Origin of the sequence: Parvibaculum sp. (assembly GCF_002684405.1) — a bacterium.
In the GTDB taxonomy this organism is placed as follows: domain Bacteria; phylum Pseudomonadota; class Alphaproteobacteria; order Parvibaculales; family Parvibaculaceae; genus Parvibaculum.
Genome location: NZ_NYVD01000117.1, coordinates 24301 through 41445, shown reverse-complemented (window position 1 = coordinate 41445; position 17145 = coordinate 24301). Strand labels below are relative to the sequence as shown.

Sequence of the window (17145 nt, the reverse complement as noted above, 5' to 3'; positions counted from 1 at the left end):
TGATCGCGCCGATCGCGATGGAAGAGAAGCTGCGCTTCGCCATCCGCGAAGGCGGTCGTACCGTCGGCGCCGGCGTCGTCTCCAAGATCATCGAGTGATGTAAGAAACAGGTGAGGGCGCGCCTTGGCGGCGCGCCCCGCCCAAGCCGATTACAGGCAAGGATTGAAGATGCAACAGCAGAAGATCCGCATCAGGCTCAAGGGTTTCGACCACCGTGTGCTGGACGTGTCCACGCGGGAAATCGTGAACACGGCGAAGCGTACGGGCGCCCAGGTTCTGGGTCCTATCCCGCTGCCGACGCGGCTTGAAAAATTTACGGTGCTTCGCGGCCCGCATATCGACAAGAAGAGCCGTGAGCAATTCGAAATTCGGACGCACAAGCGTGTGCTCGACATCGTGGACCCCACGCCCCAGACGGTAGACGCTCTTATGAAGCTCGACCTGGCGGCCGGTGTGGACGTGGAAATCAAGCTCTAAGCAGCTTGTTTTCTGGATCAAGACGAGGAATGGGACCATGCGTTCCGGTGTGATTGTCAAAAAGATGGGCATGACCCGCCTGTTCACCGAAGACGGGCGGCATGTACCAGTGACGGTGCTGAAGCTGGATAATTGCCAGGTTGTCAGCCAGCGTACCGAGGAAAAGAACGGCTACACCGCCGTTCAGCTCGGTGCCGGGCTTGCCAAGGCGAAGAACGTGTCCAGATCGCAGCGCGGCCAGTTTGCCGTGGCGAGCGTCGAGCCGAAGAGGGAGATCGTGGAGTTCCGCGTGACCCCGGAAAACCTGCTCGACGTGGGCGTGGAACTGACGGCGGATCATTTCGTCGCCGGCCAGCTCGTCGATGCCTGCGGCACGTCGATCGGTAAGGGCTTTCAGGGTGCGATGAAGCGGCACAATTTCGGCGGCCTGCGTGCAACGCATGGCGTGTCGATCAGCCACCGCAGCCACGGCTCGACCGGTCAGTGCCAGGACCCCGGCAAGGTGTTCAAGGGCAAGAAAATGGCCGGCCACATGGGTGCGCGTCGTGTGACGACGCAGAACCTGGAAGTGGTGCAGACCGATCCGGAGCGCGGCCTCATCATGGTGCGCGGCGCGGTGCCGGGCTCCAAGGGCGGCTGGATCATGCTTCGCGACGCGGTGAAGTCCAAGCTTCCCGACGAAGCCCCGATGCCGGGTGCGTTCCGCCGGGCTGGCGAAGAGCTTGCGAAGCCTGCCGAGGAAGCTGCGGAAGTGGCTGCCGAAGACGCTCCCGCCGAAGCGCCGGCTGAAGAGACGAATGGTGCCGAAGGCGCCGACAAGGAAGGTGCGTGATGAAGGCGGACGTAACCACGCTCGACGCCGGCAAGGCGGGCTCTGTCGAGCTTCTCGACGAAGTGTTTGCGCTGGAACCCCGCGCGGACATCCTGCATCGCATGGTCAGCTATCAGCTCGCCAAGCGTCAGGCCGGCACGCACAAGACGAAGGGCCGCAGCGAGATCGCGGCCACGGGCAAGAAGTTCGTGCGTCAGAAGGGTTCTGGCGGTGCGCGTCACGGTGACCGCAAGGCGCCGCAGTTCCGTGGTGGCGGCAAGGCGTTTGGTCCGGTTGTGCGCAGCCATACGATCGACCTGCCCAAGAAGGTTCGCGCGCTTGCGCTGCGCCATGCTCTTTCGAGCAAGGCCAAGAGCGACAATCTCGTCATCATCGACGAGGCGAAGCTCACAGAGCCGAAGACCAAGGCCGCCAAGGAGGCCTTCGCGAAGCTGGGGCTGAGCAATGCGCTCATCATCGACGGTGCGGAGCTCGACTCGAATTTCGCCAAGGCCGCGAGCAACATCCCGAATGTGGATGTGCTGCCGGTGCAGGGCATCAATGTGTACGACATTCTGCGGCGCGAGAAGCTCGTGCTGACCAAGGCCGCAGTCGAGAGCCTGGAGGCGCGCTTCAAATGAGCGAGACGCATTACGACATCATCGTGGCGCCGATCATCACCGAGAAGTCGACCTTCGCGGCCGAGAACAACCAGGTGGTTTTCAAGGTTGTCGATAGCGCGACGAAGCCTCAGGTGAAGGAAGCGGTCGAAGCTCTCTTCAAGGTGAAGGTGAAAGCGGTTAACACGCTGAACCGGAAGGGCAAGACGAAGCGTTTCCGCGGCATCAAGGGTAAGCAGAGCGACGTCAAGAAGGCGGTCGTGACCCTCGAAGAGGGCCATTCGATCGACATCACGACGGGTCTTTGAGGAATTGGTCCGCTAGGGCCGCCAAGGTAAGAAGCTTAAAGCTATGGCACTTAAAAAGTACAAACCGACAAGCCCGGCGCAACGCGGCCTGGTGATCGTGGACCGGTCGGGTCTTCACAAGGGCAAGCCCGTGAAGACCTTGACGGAAGGCCTCACCAAGTCGGGTGGCCGTAACAACAAGGGCCGCGTGACGACACGCTTCCGCGGTGGCGGGCACAAGCGCAGCTATCGTCTTGTGGACTTCAAGCGCCGCAAGGCCGACGTCTCTGCGACGGTGGAACGCCTCGAATACGATCCGAACCGGACCGCGTTCATCGCTCTCATCAAGTATGACGATGGCGAGCTGAGCTACATTCTGGCGCCGCAGCGTCTGCAGGCTGGCGACAAGGTGGTTTCGGGCGAGCGCGTTGACGTGAAGCCGGGCAATGCGATGCCGCTGAAGAACATTCCGGTCGGCACCATCGTCCACAATGTGGAGATGAAGCCGGGCAAGGGTGGTCAGATCGCACGGTCCGCGGGTGCCTATGTGCAGCTCGTCGGCCGCGACCAGGGTTACGCGCTGCTTCGCCTTTCTTCCGGTGAGACGCGCATGGTTTCGGGTGAGTGCATGGCGTCGATCGGCGCGGTGTCCAATCCGGACCACATGAACATCACGATCGCGAAAGCCGGCCGCAAGCGCTGGATGGGCAAGCGCCCGCATGTTCGCGGCGTGGTTATGAACCCGGTCGACCATCCGCATGGCGGTGGTGAAGGACGTACTTCGGGCGGCCGTCATCCGGTGACGCCGTGGGGCAAGCCGACCAAGGGCAAGCGCACGCGCAGCAACAAGGCGACCGACAAGTATATCGTCCGTAGCCGTCACAAGCGTAAGGGTTAAGGGAACTAACTATGGCTCGTTCAGTCAAAAAAGGCCCCTTCGTCGACGGGTATCTGCTGAAGAAGGCAGAGAAGTCGGGTTCTTCGGGACGCAAGGAAGTCATCAAGACCTGGAGCCGCCGCTCGGTCATCCTGCCGCAATTCGTCGGCCTGACCTTCGGTGTGCATAACGGCAAGAAGCATGTGCCGGTCCTGGTCACGGAAGACATGGTGGGCCATAAGCTCGGCGAGTTCTCGCCGTCGCGGACCTATTACGGCCACACGGCCGACAAGAAAGCGAAGAGGTAAGCCATGGGCAAACCTGCAGCAAAAAGGCGTCTGCCTGAGAATGAGGCGCAGGCCGTGGGTCGCATGATCCGCATCAGCCCGCAGAAGCTGAACCTCGTCGCGCAGACCATTCGCGGCAAGAAGGTGGAGACGGCTCTGGCCGACCTGACCTTCTCGCGCAAGCGTATCGCGAAGGACGTGAAGAAGATTCTGCAGAGCGCGATTGCGAATGCGGAAAACAACCACGACCTCGATGTCGACGATCTCGTCGTCTCCGAGGCCTATGTGGGCAAGAATCTGGTTATGAAGCGGTGGCATGCCCGTGCGCGTGGTCGCGTGGGTCGCATCGAGAAGCCGTTCAGCCAGCTCACGATCGTCGTTCGCCAAGTCGAGGAGACGGCCTGATGGGTCATAAAGTTAATCCGATCGGTCTGCGGCTGGGTATCAACCGCACCTGGGACTCCCGCTGGTACGCCGGCCGTCACGAATACGGCAAGCTGCTGCATGAGGATCTGAAGATCCGCGAGTTCCTGGCCAAGGAAGTCAAGCAGGCCGGCGTTTCGCGCATCGTGATCGAGCGCCCGCACAAGAAGTGCCGCGTCTCCATCCACACGGCGCGTCCGGGTGTGGTGATCGGCAAGAAGGGCCAGGACATCGAAGTCCTTCGCCGCAAGATCAGCAAGATGACGAATTCGGAAGTTCATCTGAATATCGTCGAAGTCCGCAAGCCCGAGATCGATGCGACGCTGGTCGCGGAGAATATCGCGCAGCAGCTCGAGCGCCGTGTGGCGTTCCGCCGCGCGATGAAGCGGGCGGTGCAGTCGGCCATGCGTCTCGGCGCGGGCGGCATCCGCATCACCTGCTCGGGCCGTCTGGGCGGCGCGGAAATCGCGCGCACGGAATGGTACCGCGAAGGCCGTGTGCCGCTTCACACGCTGCGCGCCGACATCGACTACGGCGTTGCGACGGCGAAGACCGCTTACGGCACCTGCGGCGTAAAGGTCTGGATCTACAAGGGCGAAATCCTTGAGCACGATCCGATGGCGTCCGAACGCCGCGCGCTGGAAGGCGATGGCAGTGGCCAGCGTCAGCGCCGTGAGCACCAGAACGGCTAAATGGGCTTAAGCACAATCGGCGGGACGAAAACATTCCCGCGATCGAGCGATAGAGAGTAACGACGATGCTGCAACCGAAGCGCACAAAGTTCCGCAAGCAACACAAGGGCCGTATTCACGGCGCTGCCAAAGGCGGAACGAATCTGGATTTCGGCGCCTATGGCCTCAAGGCCCAGGAGCCGGCTCGAGTGACCGCGCGCCAGATCGAGGCGGCACGCCGTGCGATCACGCGTCACATGAAGCGTGCGGGCCGTGTGTGGATCCGCATCTTCCCGGATGTCCCGGTTTCCCAGAAGCCGACCGAAGTCCGTATGGGTAAGGGTAAGGGTACGCCGGAATATTGGGCGGCCAAGGTAAAGCCGGGCCGGATCATGTTCGAGATCGACGGTGTTCCGCATGCAATCGCCGAAGAGGCGCTGCGTCTCGGTGCGGCCAAGCTTCCGGTCAAGACGCGCTTCGTGTCGCGTCCCGGTGAGCACGGTTGAGCTTGAGGTCGGTTAAGGCAAATTTCCCGCCGTGCGGCGGCGACGAAATGAAAGGGTCGGGCCATGAAGGCCAGTGAAGTGAGAGATATGACGCCGGATCAGCTCGACGACGAGCTGGTGAAGCTGAAGAAGGAACAGTTCAACCTTCGCTTCCAGCAGGCGAGCGGCCAGCTGGAGAAGACTGCACGCTTCCGTCAGATCCGCCGCGATATTGCGCGGATCAAGACCATGCAGCGGCAGAGTGCGCCGGCTGAACAGAATAAGGGCTGAGGACGAAAGCAATGCCGAAGAGAATCCTCCAGGGTGTCGTTGTCAGCGACAAGAACGAAAAGACGGTGACAGTGAATATCGAGCGCCGCTTCAAGGACCCGCTCCTGAAGAAGATCGTGCGCCGCACCAAGAAGTATCACGCTCATGACGAGAGCAATCAGGCGAAGGTCGGCCAGATCGTGAAGATCCAGGAATGCCGCCCGCACTCTCGTAGCAAGCGATGGGAAGTCATTACGGACGAGTCCTGATCCCGTAGGGGTGAGGTTCGGTCCGAGCGAAGGCGGATGAAGTTATGATTCAGCAGGAAACAAACCTGGAGGTCGCCGACAACTCTGGTGCGCGTCGCGTGATGTGCATCAAGGTTCTGGGTGGTTCCAAGCGGAAATACGCTTCCGTGGGCGACATCATTGTCGTCAGCGTGAAGGAAGCCATTCCGCGCGGCAAGGTGAAGAAGGGCGATGTGGTCAAGGCCGTGATCGTTCGCACCGCGAAGGATATCCGCCGCGCAGATGGAAGCGTCATCCGTTTCGACCGCAATGCGGCGGTGCTTGTGAATAACCAGGGCGAGCCGATCGGCACCCGTATCTTCGGTCCGGTGACCCGCGAACTTCGCGCGAAGAACCACATGAAGATCGTCTCGCTGGCCCCGGAGGTGCTCTGATGGCCCAGAAGATCAAAAAGGGTGACAAGGTCGTTGTCCTGACGGGCAAGGACAAGGGCAGGACCGGCGAAGTTCTCGCCGTGCTCCCGAAAGAATCCCGCGCTCTCGTTCAGGGCGTGAACATGGTGAAGCGCCACGAGAAGCCGTCCCAGGTGTCGGCCGGTGGTATTTCGACCCGCGAGGCGTCCATTCACCTGTCGAATCTCGCCATTGCCGATCCGGCTTCCGGCAAGGCGACGCGAGTTGGTTTCAAGACGCTGGACGACGGCCGCAAGGTCCGGTTCGCCAAGGCGTCGGGAGATGTGATCGATGGCTGAAGCACAGAGCTACGCGCCGCGTCTGCGCGCACAGTATAACGAGGCCATCCGTGGCGAGATGAAGGAGCAGTTCAACTATGCGAACCTGCTTCAGATCCCGCGGATCGACAAGGTCGTGATCAACATGGGTGTCGGCGAAGCTGTCGGCGATTCCAAGAAGATCAAGTCCGCCTTTGAAGACCTGCAGGCGATTACCGGTCAGAAGCCGGTCATCACCAAGGCCAAGACCTCGATCGCGGGCTTCAAGCTCCGCGAAGACATGCCGATCGGCGTAAAAGTTACGCTGCGCCGCGACCGCATGTATGAGTTTCTCGACCGGCTGATCACTATCGCGCTGCCGCGCGTGCGTGACTTCCGCGGCCTGAACCCGAAGAGCTTCGACGGGCGCGGCAACTTTGCGATGGGACTCAAAGAACACATCGTTTTCCCCGAGATCGAATACGACAAGGTCGATCAGGTCTGGGGTATGGACATCATCGTGTGCACCACGGCGGACACGAACGACGAAGCGCGCGAGCTGCTTCGGAAGTTCAACTTCCCGTTCACGAAGTAAGTTTCTCACGGTCCGCATGGGGCGGACCCGACGGAGGTAGGAATGGCTAAGAAAAGCGCCATCAACCGGGATCAAAAGCGCCGCAAGCTTGTTGCGCAGTATGCCGAAAAGCGCGCCAAGCTGAAGGCGATGACTAAGGACGGGTCTCTTTCGATGGAAGAGCGTTTCCAGGCGCAGCTCAAGCTCAACGAGCTGCCGCGCAATTCGTCCAAGACGCGTCTTCATAACCGGTGTGAAGTCACCGGTCGTCCCAAGGCGTACTACCGCAAGCTGCGCATGTCGCGTATCGCGCTCCGGGACCTCGCGTCCAAGGGGCAGATTCCCGGCATGGTGAAGTCGAGCTGGTAAGGAGACTACGCGCATGACAATGTCCGATCCTCTTGGCGATATGCTCACCCGGATTCGCAACGCGCAGACGCGCGGCAAATCCAAGGTGGTTACGCCGGCTTCCAAGCTTCGTGGCTGGGTGCTCGACGTTCTCGCTGAAGAAGGCTTTATCCGCGGCTATTCGAAGACCGAATATGCCGACGGCAAAAGCGAGTTCGAGATCGAACTGAAATATACCGAGGGTGAGCCGGTCATCCGGGAGATCGAGCGTGTCTCGACGCCGGGCCGCCGGGTGTACTCTTCGGTCAAGACGATGCCGACGGTCCATAACGGGCTCGGCATTTCGATCCTCTCCACGCCAAAGGGCATTATGTCCGACGCGGCGGCGAGGGAACAGAATGTAGGTGGCGAAGTCCTGTGCCGCGTCTTCTAAGACGCGTCAGACCGGCTGCAACGAGTTGACGACAGGAAGCAGAGACCATGTCTCGAATTGGCAAAAGACCCATTGAGGTTCCGAAGGGCGTCGAAACGAAGATCGACGGCCAGAAGGTGTCGGTAAAGGGCCCTAAAGGGACCCTGGAACTGACGCTGGTTGACGACGTCACAGTGGAGATGGGCGACGAAGGCATCTCCGTGCAGCCGCGCGAAGGCGCGCCGCGTGGCCGTGCCATGTGGGGCCTGAGCCGTACGCTGGTGCAGAACCTGGTGACGGGCGTGACCGAAGGCTTCACCAAGAAGCTCGAGATCAACGGTGTCGGTTACCGTGCAGCAGTGCAGGGTAAGGCGCTCCAGCTCAATCTCGGCTTCAGCCATGACGTGAAGTATCCGATCCCGGACGGCATCGAGATCAAGTGTGCGAAGCCGACCGAGATCGAAGTGAGCGGTATCGACAAGCAGCGCGTCGGTCAGGTGGCGGCGGAAATCCGCGCCTATCGCGCTCCGGAGCCCTATAAGGGCAAGGGCGTGAAATATGCCGGCGAGTACATCTTCCGCAAGGAAGGCAAGAAGAAGTAATCGGGTGTATCCATGAAGAACATGACCCTTTCCCAGCGGCGCGCAATGCGCAACCGCTCGCGGCTCGCGAAAAACGCGAATGGGCGCCCGAGGCTCTCGGTGTTCCGTTCGTCCAAGCATATCTATGCCCAGGTGATCGATGATAAGGAGGGCAAGACGCTTGCCCACGCCTCATCGCTCGATCCGGATCTCGGCATTAAGGCCGGCGGCAATGTCGATGCGGCGAGCAAGGTCGGCGAACTGCTGGCAAAGCGTGCCAAGGATGCGGGCGTCACCGAAGTGGTGTTCGACCGCGGCGGCTATATCTATCACGGTCGGGTCAAGGCGCTCGCGGACGGTGCGCGCGAGGGCGGACTCAACTTCTAAGGGAATTTGAACGTGGCACGTAAAGACAATCGTGAACGGGAAGATCGCGACAGCGAATTCGTGGACAAGCTGGTCCACATCAATCGCGTCGCCAAGGTGGTGAAGGGCGGCCGTCGTTTCGGCTTTGCCGCGCTCGTCGTTGTCGGCGACCAGAAGGGCCGTGTCGGCTTTGGTCACGGCAAGGCGCGCGAAGTGCCGGAAGCGATCCGCAAGGCGACCGAGGCCGCCAAGCGCTCGATGATCCGGGTTCCGCTTCGTGAAGGGCGTACGCTGCATCACGATGTCGATGGCCGTCATGGCGCGGGCCGCGTTGTGCTTCGCGCTGCGCCTCCCGGCACCGGCATCATCGCCGGCGGTCCGATGCGCGCCGTTTTCGAGACGCTGGGTGTGCAGGATGTCGTGGCGAAGTCGCTCGGCACCTCCAATCCCTACAACATGGTTCGCGCGACGTTTGACGCGCTGAAGAACGAGCAGAGCCCGCGTATGGTTGCGGCGCGCCGCGGGAAGAAGGTCAGCGACATCGTTGGCCGTCGTTCCGATGCCGCCGCCGAAAGCGGCCTCGAGTAAGCGCGGAGAGGTAACGGACAATGGCTGCCAAGAAGTCGGCGAAGACCATCACGGTTCAGCAGATCGGAAGCCCGATCCGCCGCAAGGCGGACCAGCGTGCCACGCTGGTGGGTCTTGGACTGAACAAGATGCACAAGACGCGGACCCTTGCCGATACGCCGGCGGTTCGCGGCATGATCAATAAGCTGCCCCACCTCGTTCGCATCGTGGACGAAGGCTAATCGGGCTCAAGTGGTTGCAGAGGCAAAGCCAATGAAACTCAATGAAATCGCCGACAATGAAGGCGCCCGCAAGTCGCGCATGCGCGTGGGCCGCGGTATCGGTTCCGGCAAGGGCAAGACCGGCGGTCGCGGTGTGAAGGGCCAGAAGTCCCGCAGCGGCGTGGCGATCAAGGGCTATGAGGGCGGCCAGATGCCGATCCACATGCGCCTGCCCAAGCGCGGCTTCAAGAATCCGTTCCGGCTGGACTACAACACGGTCAATCTCGGCCGTGTGCAGCAGGCGGTCGACGCCGGCAAGCTTGCCGATGGCGCGACGGTCGATGCGGCTGCGCTGGTCGAGGCCGGTGTCCTTCGCCGGGTGAAGGATGGCGTGCGCCTGCTCAACAAGGGCGAGCTCAAGGCCAAACTCAACTTCCAGGTTGCGGGCGTGTCCGAAGCCGCCAAGGCCGCGGTCGAGAAGGCCGGCGGTTCGGTGACGGTTGTCGAGCCGAAAGCCAAGGCGAAAGCTGCTGCCGAGTAATCGGCGGCGCGTGAGTTAAACGGGATTCGCATTTCTCAAGGGGCGCCAGGCGATCGGCGCAGAGGTGAGTTGAATGGCATCAGCGGCGGAACAGCTTGCAGCGAATCTTAATTTCTCCGCGTTTGCGAAGGCGGAAGAGCTGAAAAAGCGCATCTGGTTCACACTGGGTGCGCTCATCGTTTACCGGCTGGGCACCTATATTCCGCTGCCCGGCATCGACCCGGCGGCGCTGGCGCGTGTTTTCAACCAGCAGCAGTCGGGCCTGCTCGGCGTGTTCGATATGTTCGCGGGCGGTGCGGTCGGTCGCATGGCGATCTTCGCGCTGGCGATCATGCCCTATATTTCCGCGTCGATTATCATCCAGCTGATGACGAGCGTTTCGCCCCATCTTGAGCAGCTCAAGAAGGAAGGCGAGCAGGGACGCAAGCAGATCAACCAGTACACGCGTTACGGCACGGTGTTCCTGGCGGCGATCCAGGGGTATGGCATCGCGATCGGCCTTGAAGGCGCCCAGAACGTGGTGATGGATCCGGGGCTCTTCTTCAGGGCGACGACGACCATCACGCTTGTGGGCGGTACCGTGTTTCTGATGTGGCTTGGCGAGCAGATCACCTCGCGCGGCGTCGGTAACGGTATCTCGCTCATCATCTTCTCCGGCATTGTGGCGCAGCTGCCCCATGCGATCGTCGGCACGCTGGAACTCGGCCGGGAAGGGGCGCTGTCCACCTTCGTGATTCTGTTCCTCGTCGTCATGATCGTCGCGGTCATTATGGCGATCGTCTTCATGGAGCGCGCGCAGCGAAAACTGATCGTGCAGTATCCAAAGCGACAGGTCGGGAACAAGATGTATGGCGGCGACAGCTCGCATCTTCCGCTGAAGCTGAACACCGCCGGTGTGATTCCGCCGATCTTCGCCTCTTCGCTGCTGCTGCTGCCGGTGACGGCTGCCAATTTCAGCGGCGGGCAGGGGCCGGAATGGCTGAACACGATGACGGCCCTGCTAGCGCATGGTCAGCCGCTCTACATGCTGCTTTATGCTGCCGGTATCATCTTCTTCGCCTTCTTCTACACGGCGATCGTCTTCAATCCTCAGGAGACGGCCGACAATCTGAAGAAGTATGGCGGCTTCATTCCGGGCATCCGTCCGGGCACCCGCACGGCGGAATATATCGACTACGTACTGACGCGGCTTACCCTTGTTGGCGCGATCTATCTCGTCGCCGTCTGCCTGCTGCCGGAAGTGCTGATTTCGCAGTACAAGGTGCCGTTCTATTTCGGCGGTACGTCGCTGCTGATCGTCGTCAGCGTGACCATGGATACGGTCTCGCAGATCCAGAGCCATTTGCTGGCTCACCAGTATGAAGGACTCATCAAGAAGTCGAAACTGCGGGGGCAGCGCCGATGAAACTCATTCTTCTTGGTCCGCCCGGGGCGGGTAAGGGAACCCAGGCAAAACGGCTGGAAGAGCGGTATGGCTTCACCCAGCTTTCCACCGGCGACATGCTGCGCGCCGCGGTGAAGGCCGGGACGGAAGTCGGCAAGAAGGCCGAAAAGCTGATGGAAGCCGGCGAGCTTGTGCCGAACGAGCTTGTGGTCGGCATCATCGAGGATCGCATTGCCGAGCCGGATTGCGCCAAGGGCTATATCCTGGACGGTTTTCCGCGCAATGTGGCCCAGGCCGAGGCGTTGGACGCGATGCTGGCCCGTAACGGCACCCAGCTCGATGCTGTGGTTGAACTTAAGGTCGACGACAATGCGCTTCTGGCGCGTATCGAAGGCCGCGCGGCGGAAACCGAAGGCGGCCCGCGCGCAGACGACAATGCAGAGGCGCTGGCGAAGCGCCTCAAGGTCTATCATGAGCAGACGGCGCCTCTCTCCGCCTATTACGCGGGCAAGGGTCAGCTCAAGACCGTGGACGGCATGAAAGATATCGACGAGGTGACCCGCCAGATCGAGGCGGCTCTCGGAGTTTAAGGATTTTCCGGCTGTAAGCCGGTTGGACGTTGAAAAACAAAGAGGAATCTCGCTTAACGCGGTTGACTGGGGTGGGGTAAATCCTATAATCCCGGCCTTCGCGACGGCTCCGATGATGTAGATTCCGGTTGGGTCCGAAAAATTGGCGGGTTTCCGCGGTTTTTCCGGAGCTGAACAACCGGTTTTTCGTGCAGGCGCCGTGTAAGCGATTCCAGGTCGCTTTAAGGAAAAGTGCCTCCCTCGTGAAGACAGGGGCGATTTTCCGGAAAGGCGATCTAACCATAAGAGTTAGAGCGTTTTCGCCGAAAACGCTCTGGGTGAGCAGGAGAAAACATTGGCTCGTATCGCTGGCGTCAACATCCCGACCAACAAACGGGTTGTCATCGCACTGACCTATATTCACGGCATCGGTGATGCCAAGTCGAAAGAGATTTGTGATCAGGTCGGCATTCCGGCCGAGCGTCGCGTCAATGAACTGACAGATGCCGAGGTCATTCAGATCCGCGAATCGATCGACCGCGACTATCTCGTGGAAGGCGATCTTCGCCGCGACGTCGCGATGAACATCAAGCGTCTGATGGATCTGGGCTGCTATCGCGGTCTGCGCCATCGTCGCGGGCTTCCGGTTCGCGGGCAGCGCACGCATACCAATGCGCGCACCCGCAAGGGGCCGGCCAAGGCGATTGCCGGTAAGAAGAAGTAAGTTTTGAAGGTTTTCAGCCGCGGATGCTTGTTGCGCGCGGCACAAGAGGTTTAGAGACGCATGGCCAAGGAAAAGGCGCGCGTGAAGCGCAAGGAACGTAAGAATATCTCGTCGGGCGTTGCTCACGTGAATTCGACGTTCAACAACACCATGATCACCATCGCCGACGCGCAGGGGAATGCGATCTCCTGGTCTTCGGCCGGGATGATGGGCTTCAAGGGGAGCCGTAAGTCCACTCCCTTCGCCGCGCAGATGGCTGCCGAAGATGCGGGCAAGAAGGCCCAGGAACATGGCATGAAGACCCTTGAGGTCGAAGTTTGCGGTCCGGGCGCCGGCCGTGAATCCGCGCTTCGCGCGCTGCAGTCCGTCGGGTTCACCGTGACGTCGATCCGCGACGTGACGCCGATCCCGCATAATGGCTGCCGCCCTCCGAAGCGTCGCCGCGTCTGACACGACCTATCTGACAGAGCCCGTTGCATGCCGGCACCGGGTTCGTCACGTCCGCTCGCACGAATGAATGGTGGAGGGGACGTTAAACAGCTCAGATGGCGGGTTAGCCCGCCCGGATGCCAACGGCATCCGTTAACGGCACGAGGTTCAAGACGTGATCCAGAAGAACTGGGAAGAGCTGATCAAGCCGAACAAGCTTGAGATCAATCCGGGCCATGATGCCCAGCGTTTCGCGACCGTGGTTGCCGAGCCGCTCGAGCGCGGTTTCGGTCTGACGCTCGGTAATGCGCTGCGGCGTGTGCTGATGTCCTCGCTGCAGGGTGCGGCGGTGACCGCGGTGCAGATCGACGGTGTGCTGCATGAGTTCTCCTCCATCGCGGGCGTCCGCGAGGATGTGACGGACATCATTCTGAACATCAAGCAGCTGGCGCTCCGCATGCATGCGGAAGGCACCAAGCGCATGACGCTGACCAAGACCGGTCCCGGCATCGTGACCGCCGCCGATATCACTGCGCCGGCGGACATCGAAGTGCTGAACCCGGAGCTGGTGATTTGCACGCTCGATGAAGGTGCCGAGATGCGCATGGAATTTAGCGTCTCGCAGGGCAAGGGCTATGTGGCTTCGGACCGCAACCGGCCTGAAGATGCGCCGATTGGCCTGATCCCGATCGACAGCCTTTACAGCCCGGTGAAGCGCGTTTCCTACAAGGTGGAAAACACGCGCGAAGGCCAGATCCTTGACTATGACAAGCTCACCATGCAGGTCGAGACCAATGGCGCGATTTCGCCGGATGACGCGGTCGCCTATGCCGCGCGTATCCTGCAGGATCAGCTCCAGACCTTCGTGAATTTCGAAGAGCCCGAGCAGAAGCAGGTCGAAGAGACCCGCCCGGAACTCGAGTTCAATGCCGCCCTTCTCAAGAAGGTGGACGAGCTGGAATTGTCGGTCCGTTCGGCGAACTGCCTGAAGAACGACAACATCGTCTATATCGGCGACCTCATTCAGAAGACCGAGAGCGAAATGCTCCGTACGCCGAATTTCGGCCGCAAGTCGCTGAACGAGATCAAGGAAGTGTTGGCGCAGATGGGGCTCCATCTCGGTATGGAAGTGCCGAACTGGCCGCCGGAGAATATCGAAGAGCTGGCCAAGCGCTACGAAGACCAGTATTGATTGCCCAATCGGGCGTTTGAGTTGACCGCAGCGTCTGGGAGACGCCGCAATAGACAAGGAGACGGGTCATGCGTCACGGAAATTCCGGCCGCAAGCTCAACAGGACGGCAAGCCATCGCAAGGCGATGCTCGCCAATATGGCTGTCGCGCTGATCAAACATGAGCAGATCGTTACGACGCTGCCCAAGGCGAAGGAGCTTCGTCCCTATGTGGAGAAGCTGGTGACGCTCGGCAAGCGTGGCGACCTCCATGCCCGCCGTCAGGCCTATTCGGCCCTGCCGGACAAGGAGTGGGCAGCGAAGCTGTTCGACGTGCTCGGCCCGCGCTATGCAGAGCGCAATGGCGGCTACACCCGCGTTCTGAAAGCCGGCTTCCGCCATGGCGACAGCGCGCCGATGGCCGTGATCGAGTTCGTCGACCGCGACGAGACGGCCCGCGGACAGGATTCCGGTCCGGTCTATGTCGAGGGTGAGCAGGAAGCGGCGCTCGAAAACGCCTGATCCTTCAGAGCGAACAGAGATTTCAAAGGGGCGGTTGCTTTGGGCAGCCGCCCCTTTTGCTTTGTGACAATTCGGTCAGGTCGTATATCGGCGCTTGAAAGCGATGAGACGAACCCGGAAAATCGGTTCGCGGCGGTCGGAATGGACGGGTGGAATGTGAGGCCATGGGCCACCTGTCGGTTTCTGCCGGGGGGCGAGCCGTATGTTGGTGGAGATCATGTCGCAATCGTCATTTGGAAGCGTGGTGCTGATGCTGGTCACGGCAGTCGTGCTCAGCGTCACGCTGGCGCTTTTTCCGTGGACCTCCGGCAAGGCGCGCGCCGCCGCGCAGGTGCCGCAGAGCCGCGAGCAGATACAGCTTTCCTATGCGCCCGTCGTGAAGCGTGTCGCGCCTGCCGTCGTGAATGTCTATGCGCGGCGCGTGGTGAAGGAGCGGGCCTCACCGCTCTTCAACGATCCCTTTTTCCAGCGGTTTTTCGGCGGTCAGGTTCCGGGCGGCTCCTCGCGCGAGCGGGTGGCGCAATCGCTCGGCTCGGGCGTGATCGTTTCCAAAGACGGGCTTATCGTCACCAACAATCATGTGATCGACGGCGCGCAACAGCTCACTATCGCGCTGACGGACCGGCGCGAATTCGATGCGAAGGTGGTGCTTGCGGACAAGCGCACCGACCTCGCCGTGCTGAAGATCGATACGAAGGGCAAAGATCTGCCTTATCTGAAGTTCCGGGATTCAGATACGCTCGAAGTCGGGGACCTGGTGCTTGCCGTCGGCAATCCGTTCGGCGTGGGACAGACGGTGACCACGGGCATCGTGTCGGCTCTTGCGCGCACGCATGTGGGCGTTTCCGACTATCAGTTCTTCATCCAGACCGACGCGGCAATCAATCCGGGCAATTCCGGCGGGGCGCTCGTCACCATGGATGGCAAGCTTGCCGGCATCAACACGGCGATCTTCTCGCAATCAGGCGGCAGTGTCGGGATCGGTTTTGCCATTCCGGCCAATATGGTGCGCCTCATCGTGGACGGCGCGCGCGATGGCGGTCACATCAAGCGGCCCTGGCTCGGCGCGCAGCTTCAGGCGGTCGACAAGGAGATGGCAGGTTCGCTCGGGCTCGACCGGCCTGGCGGCGGCATTATTCGCGACATCTATCCGAACGGGCCTGCCGCGAAGGCCGGCCTGAAGGTCGGCGATGTGATCCGCGCCGTGGACGGGCATGACGTCATCGATCCGGCCGCGGTGCGCTACCGATTCGCCACGAAGGGGCTCGGCGGCAAGGCGGATGTTTCCTATATGCGTGACGGCGATGTGCACACGGCGCGTGTCATGCTTGTGGCGCCGCCGGAAGATCCGCCCGCGCATGAAACCAGCATCGACGGACGCAATCCGTTTTCGGGCATGCGTGTCGCCAATCTCTCGCCGGCCATTGCCGACCGTCTCGGCCTGTCGGTGATGGGCGGGCAGGGCGGCGTGGTTGTGCTCGACGTGGAGCAGGGCTCGCCCGCGTCGCGCATCAAGTTCCAGCGCGGCGATGTGATCCTGGAGGTCAACCGGCGCAAGATCGAGCGAGTGAAGGACCTTACCGGTCTTGTCGGCACGAGCCGTGCGCAATGGGATTTCTCGGTGCGCCGGGGCGACCGGGTCTTCAGTGCGACGGTAAGCGGGTAAGGCGCCTCAGCCTTCTCCGCCTTCGCCGATCTGGGTCTGAAGATAGTTTTCGCTGCCGACCTTCTTCGCCAGGTCGAGCTGGGTTTCGAGGAAGTCGATATGGTCTTCCTCGCCTTCGAGAATGTCCTCGAAGAGCTCGCGGGTGACATAATCCTTGGCGCCCTCGCAGAAGGCGACGGCCTCGCGATAGAAGGCTTGCGCTTCCATCTCCAGCTTCAGGTCGCATTCGAGGCACTCGACGACGTCTTCGCCGATATAGATTTTGCCGAGATCCTGCAGGTTGGGCAGGCCTTCCAGGAACAGGATCCGTTCGATGAGCTTGTCGGCATGCTTCATCTCATCGATGGATTCTTCGTATTCCTTGTCCGCGATCCGCTTGAAGCCCCAGTCCTTGAACATGCGGGCATGCAGGAAATACTGGTTGATGGCGGTCAGTTCCATCTTCAGCGCCCGGTTCAGATACTCGATGACCTTGGTGTCGCCTTTCATGGGGTGCCTCTTGGATCGCGCGGGGGAATCTCACGCCCATCGTCCCCCTTCAGGCGAACGGGGTCAAACGATGAAAGGAACCGATTTGTGGATTAATCGGCGGCCTGAACGGAGGAGGCGAGGGCGGTTTCGAGCTTCGCTTCGGCGATCAGCTCGGCCAAGCTTGGCAGGCAGCGGCCGCATTGGGCCTTGCAACCATGGGCGCGGTGCAGGGCGGCCGGCGTTGCAATATGCGGCGCGGTCGCGAGCGTTTGCTTCACGGAACGGTCGCTGATGGCATTGCAGACGCAGACGATCATGCTGATGGCCTTCCCTTCGGTCGGGCTTTATCCCGATTTCACTGACAATATGCCATGGTCGAACCGTTATTGCAAGGCATTCGCAATTGCAAATTGTCGCACACCCAGTTTTTTGCAC

The 17145-nt window shown here is 61.0% G+C and carries 30 protein-coding genes and 1 pseudogene; 29 read left to right on the top strand and 2 right to left on the bottom strand.

The features are described from left to right. The 29 genes and pseudogenes from CMI59_RS11105 to CMI59_RS10965 all read left to right on the top strand — a co-directional run. Nucleotides 1–98, top strand: a pseudogene (locus CMI59_RS11105) (elongation factor Tu); the annotation flags it as partial. Nucleotides 99–168: 70 nt separating this feature from the next. Further along, nucleotides 169–477 carry a 30S ribosomal protein S10 gene (gene rpsJ / locus CMI59_RS11100; RefSeq protein ID WP_167089717.1) on the top strand — a complete coding sequence of 103 codons (309 nt, stop codon included), beginning with the start codon at nt 169–171 and terminating at the stop codon, nt 475–477. A 37-nt stretch (nt 478–514) separates the two neighbouring features. Then, nucleotides 515–1309, top strand: a complete 795-nt coding sequence (gene rplC, locus CMI59_RS11095) for a 50S ribosomal protein L3 (RefSeq protein WP_293328322.1) — start codon at nt 515–517, stop codon at nt 1307–1309. Next, the gene (rplD, locus tag CMI59_RS11090; RefSeq protein ID WP_293328321.1) at nt 1309–1929 is read left to right on the top strand and encodes a 50S ribosomal protein L4; all 621 of its coding nucleotides are present in this window, start codon (nt 1309–1311) and stop codon (nt 1927–1929) included. Before rplC ends, rplD begins: the two co-directional genes overlap by 1 nt. Then, entirely contained in the window at nt 1926–2216 is a 291-nt protein-coding gene (locus tag CMI59_RS11085; protein WP_293328320.1) for a 50S ribosomal protein L23, read from the top strand. The genes rplD and CMI59_RS11085 overlap by 4 nt, the downstream gene beginning before the upstream one ends. Before the next feature lie 43 nt (nt 2217–2259). Further along, complete coding sequence (rplB, locus tag CMI59_RS11080; RefSeq protein WP_293328319.1) at nt 2260–3093, top strand: 50S ribosomal protein L2; 834 nt, start codon at nt 2260–2262, stop codon at nt 3091–3093. An 11-nt stretch (nt 3094–3104) separates the two neighbouring features. Further along, nucleotides 3105–3380: a 30S ribosomal protein S19 gene (gene rpsS, locus CMI59_RS11075; RefSeq protein ID WP_167089707.1), complete on the top strand. Its 276-nt coding sequence runs from the start codon at nt 3105–3107 to the stop codon at nt 3378–3380. Nucleotides 3381–3383: 3 nt separating this feature from the next. Further along, nucleotides 3384–3764, top strand: coding sequence for a 50S ribosomal protein L22 (gene rplV / locus CMI59_RS11070; RefSeq protein ID WP_167089706.1), 381 nt, complete (start codon nt 3384–3386; stop codon nt 3762–3764). Then, a complete protein-coding gene (gene rpsC, locus CMI59_RS11065; RefSeq protein WP_293328318.1) occupies nt 3764–4474 on the top strand; it encodes a 30S ribosomal protein S3 in 711 nt (236 codons plus the stop codon). Before rplV ends, rpsC begins: the two co-directional genes overlap by 1 nt. A gap of 65 nt (nt 4475–4539) precedes the next feature. Further along, nucleotides 4540–4959, top strand: coding sequence for a 50S ribosomal protein L16 (gene rplP / locus CMI59_RS11060; protein ID WP_293328317.1), 420 nt, complete (start codon nt 4540–4542; stop codon nt 4957–4959). A gap of 63 nt (nt 4960–5022) precedes the next feature. Continuing rightward, a complete protein-coding gene (gene rpmC / locus CMI59_RS11055) occupies nt 5023–5229 on the top strand; it encodes a 50S ribosomal protein L29 (protein WP_293328316.1) in 207 nt (68 codons plus the stop codon). Between the two features lie 11 nt (nt 5230–5240). Next, entirely contained in the window at nt 5241–5477 is a 237-nt protein-coding gene (rpsQ, locus tag CMI59_RS11050; protein ID WP_293328315.1) for a 30S ribosomal protein S17, read from the top strand. Between the two features lie 44 nt (nt 5478–5521). Beyond that, nucleotides 5522–5890: a 50S ribosomal protein L14 gene (rplN, locus tag CMI59_RS11045; protein WP_167089696.1), complete on the top strand. Its 369-nt coding sequence runs from the start codon at nt 5522–5524 to the stop codon at nt 5888–5890. Further along, complete coding sequence (rplX, locus tag CMI59_RS11040; RefSeq protein WP_293328314.1) at nt 5890–6207, top strand: 50S ribosomal protein L24; 318 nt, start codon at nt 5890–5892, stop codon at nt 6205–6207. The genes rplN and rplX overlap by 1 nt, the downstream gene beginning before the upstream one ends. Beyond that, the gene (gene rplE / locus CMI59_RS11035; protein WP_293328313.1) at nt 6200–6760 is read left to right on the top strand and encodes a 50S ribosomal protein L5; all 561 of its coding nucleotides are present in this window, start codon (nt 6200–6202) and stop codon (nt 6758–6760) included. The genes rplX and rplE overlap by 8 nt, the downstream gene beginning before the upstream one ends. A gap of 42 nt (nt 6761–6802) precedes the next feature. Next, on the top strand, nt 6803–7108 hold the full coding sequence (rpsN, locus tag CMI59_RS11030; RefSeq protein WP_293328312.1) for a 30S ribosomal protein S14: 306 nt from the start codon (nt 6803–6805) through the stop codon (nt 7106–7108). A 13-nt stretch (nt 7109–7121) separates the two neighbouring features. Further along, nucleotides 7122–7520, top strand: coding sequence for a 30S ribosomal protein S8 (rpsH, locus tag CMI59_RS11025; RefSeq protein ID WP_293328311.1), 399 nt, complete (start codon nt 7122–7124; stop codon nt 7518–7520). Nucleotides 7521–7567: 47 nt separating this feature from the next. Beyond that, nucleotides 7568–8101: a 50S ribosomal protein L6 gene (gene rplF, locus CMI59_RS11020; RefSeq protein WP_293328310.1), complete on the top strand. Its 534-nt coding sequence runs from the start codon at nt 7568–7570 to the stop codon at nt 8099–8101. Between the two features lie 12 nt (nt 8102–8113). Then, a complete protein-coding gene (rplR, locus tag CMI59_RS11015) occupies nt 8114–8467 on the top strand; it encodes a 50S ribosomal protein L18 (protein ID WP_293328309.1) in 354 nt (117 codons plus the stop codon). 12 nt (nt 8468–8479) lie between these two features. Then, nucleotides 8480–9034: a 30S ribosomal protein S5 gene (rpsE, locus tag CMI59_RS11010; RefSeq protein ID WP_293328308.1), complete on the top strand. Its 555-nt coding sequence runs from the start codon at nt 8480–8482 to the stop codon at nt 9032–9034. A gap of 20 nt (nt 9035–9054) precedes the next feature. Then, nucleotides 9055–9255 (top strand): 50S ribosomal protein L30, encoded by a 201-nt coding sequence (gene rpmD / locus CMI59_RS11005; protein WP_293328307.1) that lies wholly within the window; start codon nt 9055–9057, stop codon nt 9253–9255. 31 nt (nt 9256–9286) lie between these two features. Continuing rightward, nucleotides 9287–9775 (top strand): 50S ribosomal protein L15, encoded by a 489-nt coding sequence (gene rplO, locus CMI59_RS11000; RefSeq protein WP_293328306.1) that lies wholly within the window; start codon nt 9287–9289, stop codon nt 9773–9775. 73 nt (nt 9776–9848) lie between these two features. After that, entirely contained in the window at nt 9849–11180 is a 1332-nt protein-coding gene (gene secY, locus CMI59_RS10995; RefSeq protein ID WP_293328305.1) for a preprotein translocase subunit SecY, read from the top strand. Then, entirely contained in the window at nt 11177–11749 is a 573-nt protein-coding gene (locus tag CMI59_RS10990; RefSeq protein WP_293328304.1) for an adenylate kinase, read from the top strand. Before secY ends, CMI59_RS10990 begins: the two co-directional genes overlap by 4 nt. Nucleotides 11750–12083: 334 nt before the next feature. Continuing rightward, on the top strand, nt 12084–12452 hold the full coding sequence (rpsM, locus tag CMI59_RS10985) for a 30S ribosomal protein S13 (protein WP_293328303.1): 369 nt from the start codon (nt 12084–12086) through the stop codon (nt 12450–12452). A gap of 60 nt (nt 12453–12512) precedes the next feature. Next, nucleotides 12513–12902: a 30S ribosomal protein S11 gene (gene rpsK / locus CMI59_RS10980; protein WP_167089670.1), complete on the top strand. Its 390-nt coding sequence runs from the start codon at nt 12513–12515 to the stop codon at nt 12900–12902. Nucleotides 12903–13056: 154 nt separating this feature from the next. Beyond that, nucleotides 13057–14073: a DNA-directed RNA polymerase subunit alpha gene (locus CMI59_RS10975; RefSeq protein WP_293328302.1), complete on the top strand. Its 1017-nt coding sequence runs from the start codon at nt 13057–13059 to the stop codon at nt 14071–14073. 68 nt (nt 14074–14141) lie between these two features. Next, nucleotides 14142–14573, top strand: a complete 432-nt coding sequence (gene rplQ, locus CMI59_RS10970; RefSeq protein WP_293328301.1) for a 50S ribosomal protein L17 — start codon at nt 14142–14144, stop codon at nt 14571–14573. A gap of 202 nt (nt 14574–14775) precedes the next feature. Next, nucleotides 14776–16239, top strand: a complete 1464-nt coding sequence (locus CMI59_RS10965) for a DegQ family serine endoprotease (RefSeq protein WP_293328300.1) — start codon at nt 14776–14778, stop codon at nt 16237–16239. A 6-nt stretch (nt 16240–16245) separates the two neighbouring features. Here the strand turns inward: CMI59_RS10965 and bfr are convergent, their stop codons facing one another. Further along, nucleotides 16246–16728 carry a bacterioferritin gene (gene bfr / locus CMI59_RS10960; RefSeq protein ID WP_293328299.1) on the bottom strand — a complete coding sequence of 161 codons (483 nt, stop codon included), beginning with the start codon at nt 16726–16728 and terminating at the stop codon, nt 16246–16248. A gap of 92 nt (nt 16729–16820) precedes the next feature. Further along, nucleotides 16821–17027, bottom strand: coding sequence for a (2Fe-2S)-binding protein (locus tag CMI59_RS10955; protein ID WP_293328298.1), 207 nt, complete (start codon nt 17025–17027; stop codon nt 16821–16823). Nucleotides 17028–17145: the final 118 nt, after the last annotated feature.

Bases quoted from the DNA above. Each gene is read 5' to 3' on its own strand.
- CMI59_RS10965 (WP_293328300.1), top strand. From the start codon at position 14,776: ATGTTGGTGGAGATCATGTCGCAATCGTCATTTGGAAGCGTGGTGCTG.
- rpsN (WP_293328312.1), top strand. From the start codon at position 6,803: ATGGCTAAGAAAAGCGCCATCAACCGGGATCAAAAGCGCCGCAAGCTT.
- CMI59_RS10990 (WP_293328304.1), top strand. From the start codon at position 11,177: ATGAAACTCATTCTTCTTGGTCCGCCCGGGGCGGGTAAGGGAACCCAG.
- rplB (WP_293328319.1), top strand. From the start codon at position 2,260: ATGGCACTTAAAAAGTACAAACCGACAAGCCCGGCGCAACGCGGCCTG.
- rpmD (WP_293328307.1), top strand. From the start codon at position 9,055: ATGGCTGCCAAGAAGTCGGCGAAGACCATCACGGTTCAGCAGATCGGA.
- rplR (WP_293328309.1), top strand. From the start codon at position 8,114: ATGAAGAACATGACCCTTTCCCAGCGGCGCGCAATGCGCAACCGCTCG.
- CMI59_RS10955 (WP_293328298.1), bottom strand. From the start codon at position 17,027: ATGATCGTCTGCGTCTGCAATGCCATCAGCGACCGTTCCGTGAAGCAA.
- rplP (WP_293328317.1), top strand. From the start codon at position 4,540: ATGCTGCAACCGAAGCGCACAAAGTTCCGCAAGCAACACAAGGGCCGT.
- rplE (WP_293328313.1), top strand. From the start codon at position 6,200: ATGGCTGAAGCACAGAGCTACGCGCCGCGTCTGCGCGCACAGTATAAC.
- rpmC (WP_293328316.1), top strand. From the start codon at position 5,023: ATGAAGGCCAGTGAAGTGAGAGATATGACGCCGGATCAGCTCGACGAC.
- secY (WP_293328305.1), top strand. From the start codon at position 9,849: ATGGCATCAGCGGCGGAACAGCTTGCAGCGAATCTTAATTTCTCCGCG.
- rpsH (WP_293328311.1), top strand. From the start codon at position 7,122: ATGACAATGTCCGATCCTCTTGGCGATATGCTCACCCGGATTCGCAAC.
- rpsS (WP_167089707.1), top strand. From the start codon at position 3,105: ATGGCTCGTTCAGTCAAAAAAGGCCCCTTCGTCGACGGGTATCTGCTG.
- rpsK (WP_167089670.1), top strand. From the start codon at position 12,513: ATGGCCAAGGAAAAGGCGCGCGTGAAGCGCAAGGAACGTAAGAATATC.
- rplD (WP_293328321.1), top strand. From the start codon at position 1,309: ATGAAGGCGGACGTAACCACGCTCGACGCCGGCAAGGCGGGCTCTGTC.
- rplO (WP_293328306.1), top strand. From the start codon at position 9,287: ATGAAACTCAATGAAATCGCCGACAATGAAGGCGCCCGCAAGTCGCGC.
- CMI59_RS11085 (WP_293328320.1), top strand. From the start codon at position 1,926: ATGAGCGAGACGCATTACGACATCATCGTGGCGCCGATCATCACCGAG.
- rpsC (WP_293328318.1), top strand. From the start codon at position 3,764: ATGGGTCATAAAGTTAATCCGATCGGTCTGCGGCTGGGTATCAACCGC.
- rpsQ (WP_293328315.1), top strand. From the start codon at position 5,241: ATGCCGAAGAGAATCCTCCAGGGTGTCGTTGTCAGCGACAAGAACGAA.
- bfr (WP_293328299.1), bottom strand. From the start codon at position 16,728: ATGAAAGGCGACACCAAGGTCATCGAGTATCTGAACCGGGCGCTGAAG.
- rplX (WP_293328314.1), top strand. From the start codon at position 5,890: ATGGCCCAGAAGATCAAAAAGGGTGACAAGGTCGTTGTCCTGACGGGC.
- rplN (WP_167089696.1), top strand. From the start codon at position 5,522: ATGATTCAGCAGGAAACAAACCTGGAGGTCGCCGACAACTCTGGTGCG.
- rplQ (WP_293328301.1), top strand. From the start codon at position 14,142: ATGCGTCACGGAAATTCCGGCCGCAAGCTCAACAGGACGGCAAGCCAT.
- rpsJ (WP_167089717.1), top strand. From the start codon at position 169: ATGCAACAGCAGAAGATCCGCATCAGGCTCAAGGGTTTCGACCACCGT.
- rplC (WP_293328322.1), top strand. From the start codon at position 515: ATGCGTTCCGGTGTGATTGTCAAAAAGATGGGCATGACCCGCCTGTTC.
- rplF (WP_293328310.1), top strand. From the start codon at position 7,568: ATGTCTCGAATTGGCAAAAGACCCATTGAGGTTCCGAAGGGCGTCGAA.
- rplV (WP_167089706.1), top strand. From the start codon at position 3,384: ATGGGCAAACCTGCAGCAAAAAGGCGTCTGCCTGAGAATGAGGCGCAG.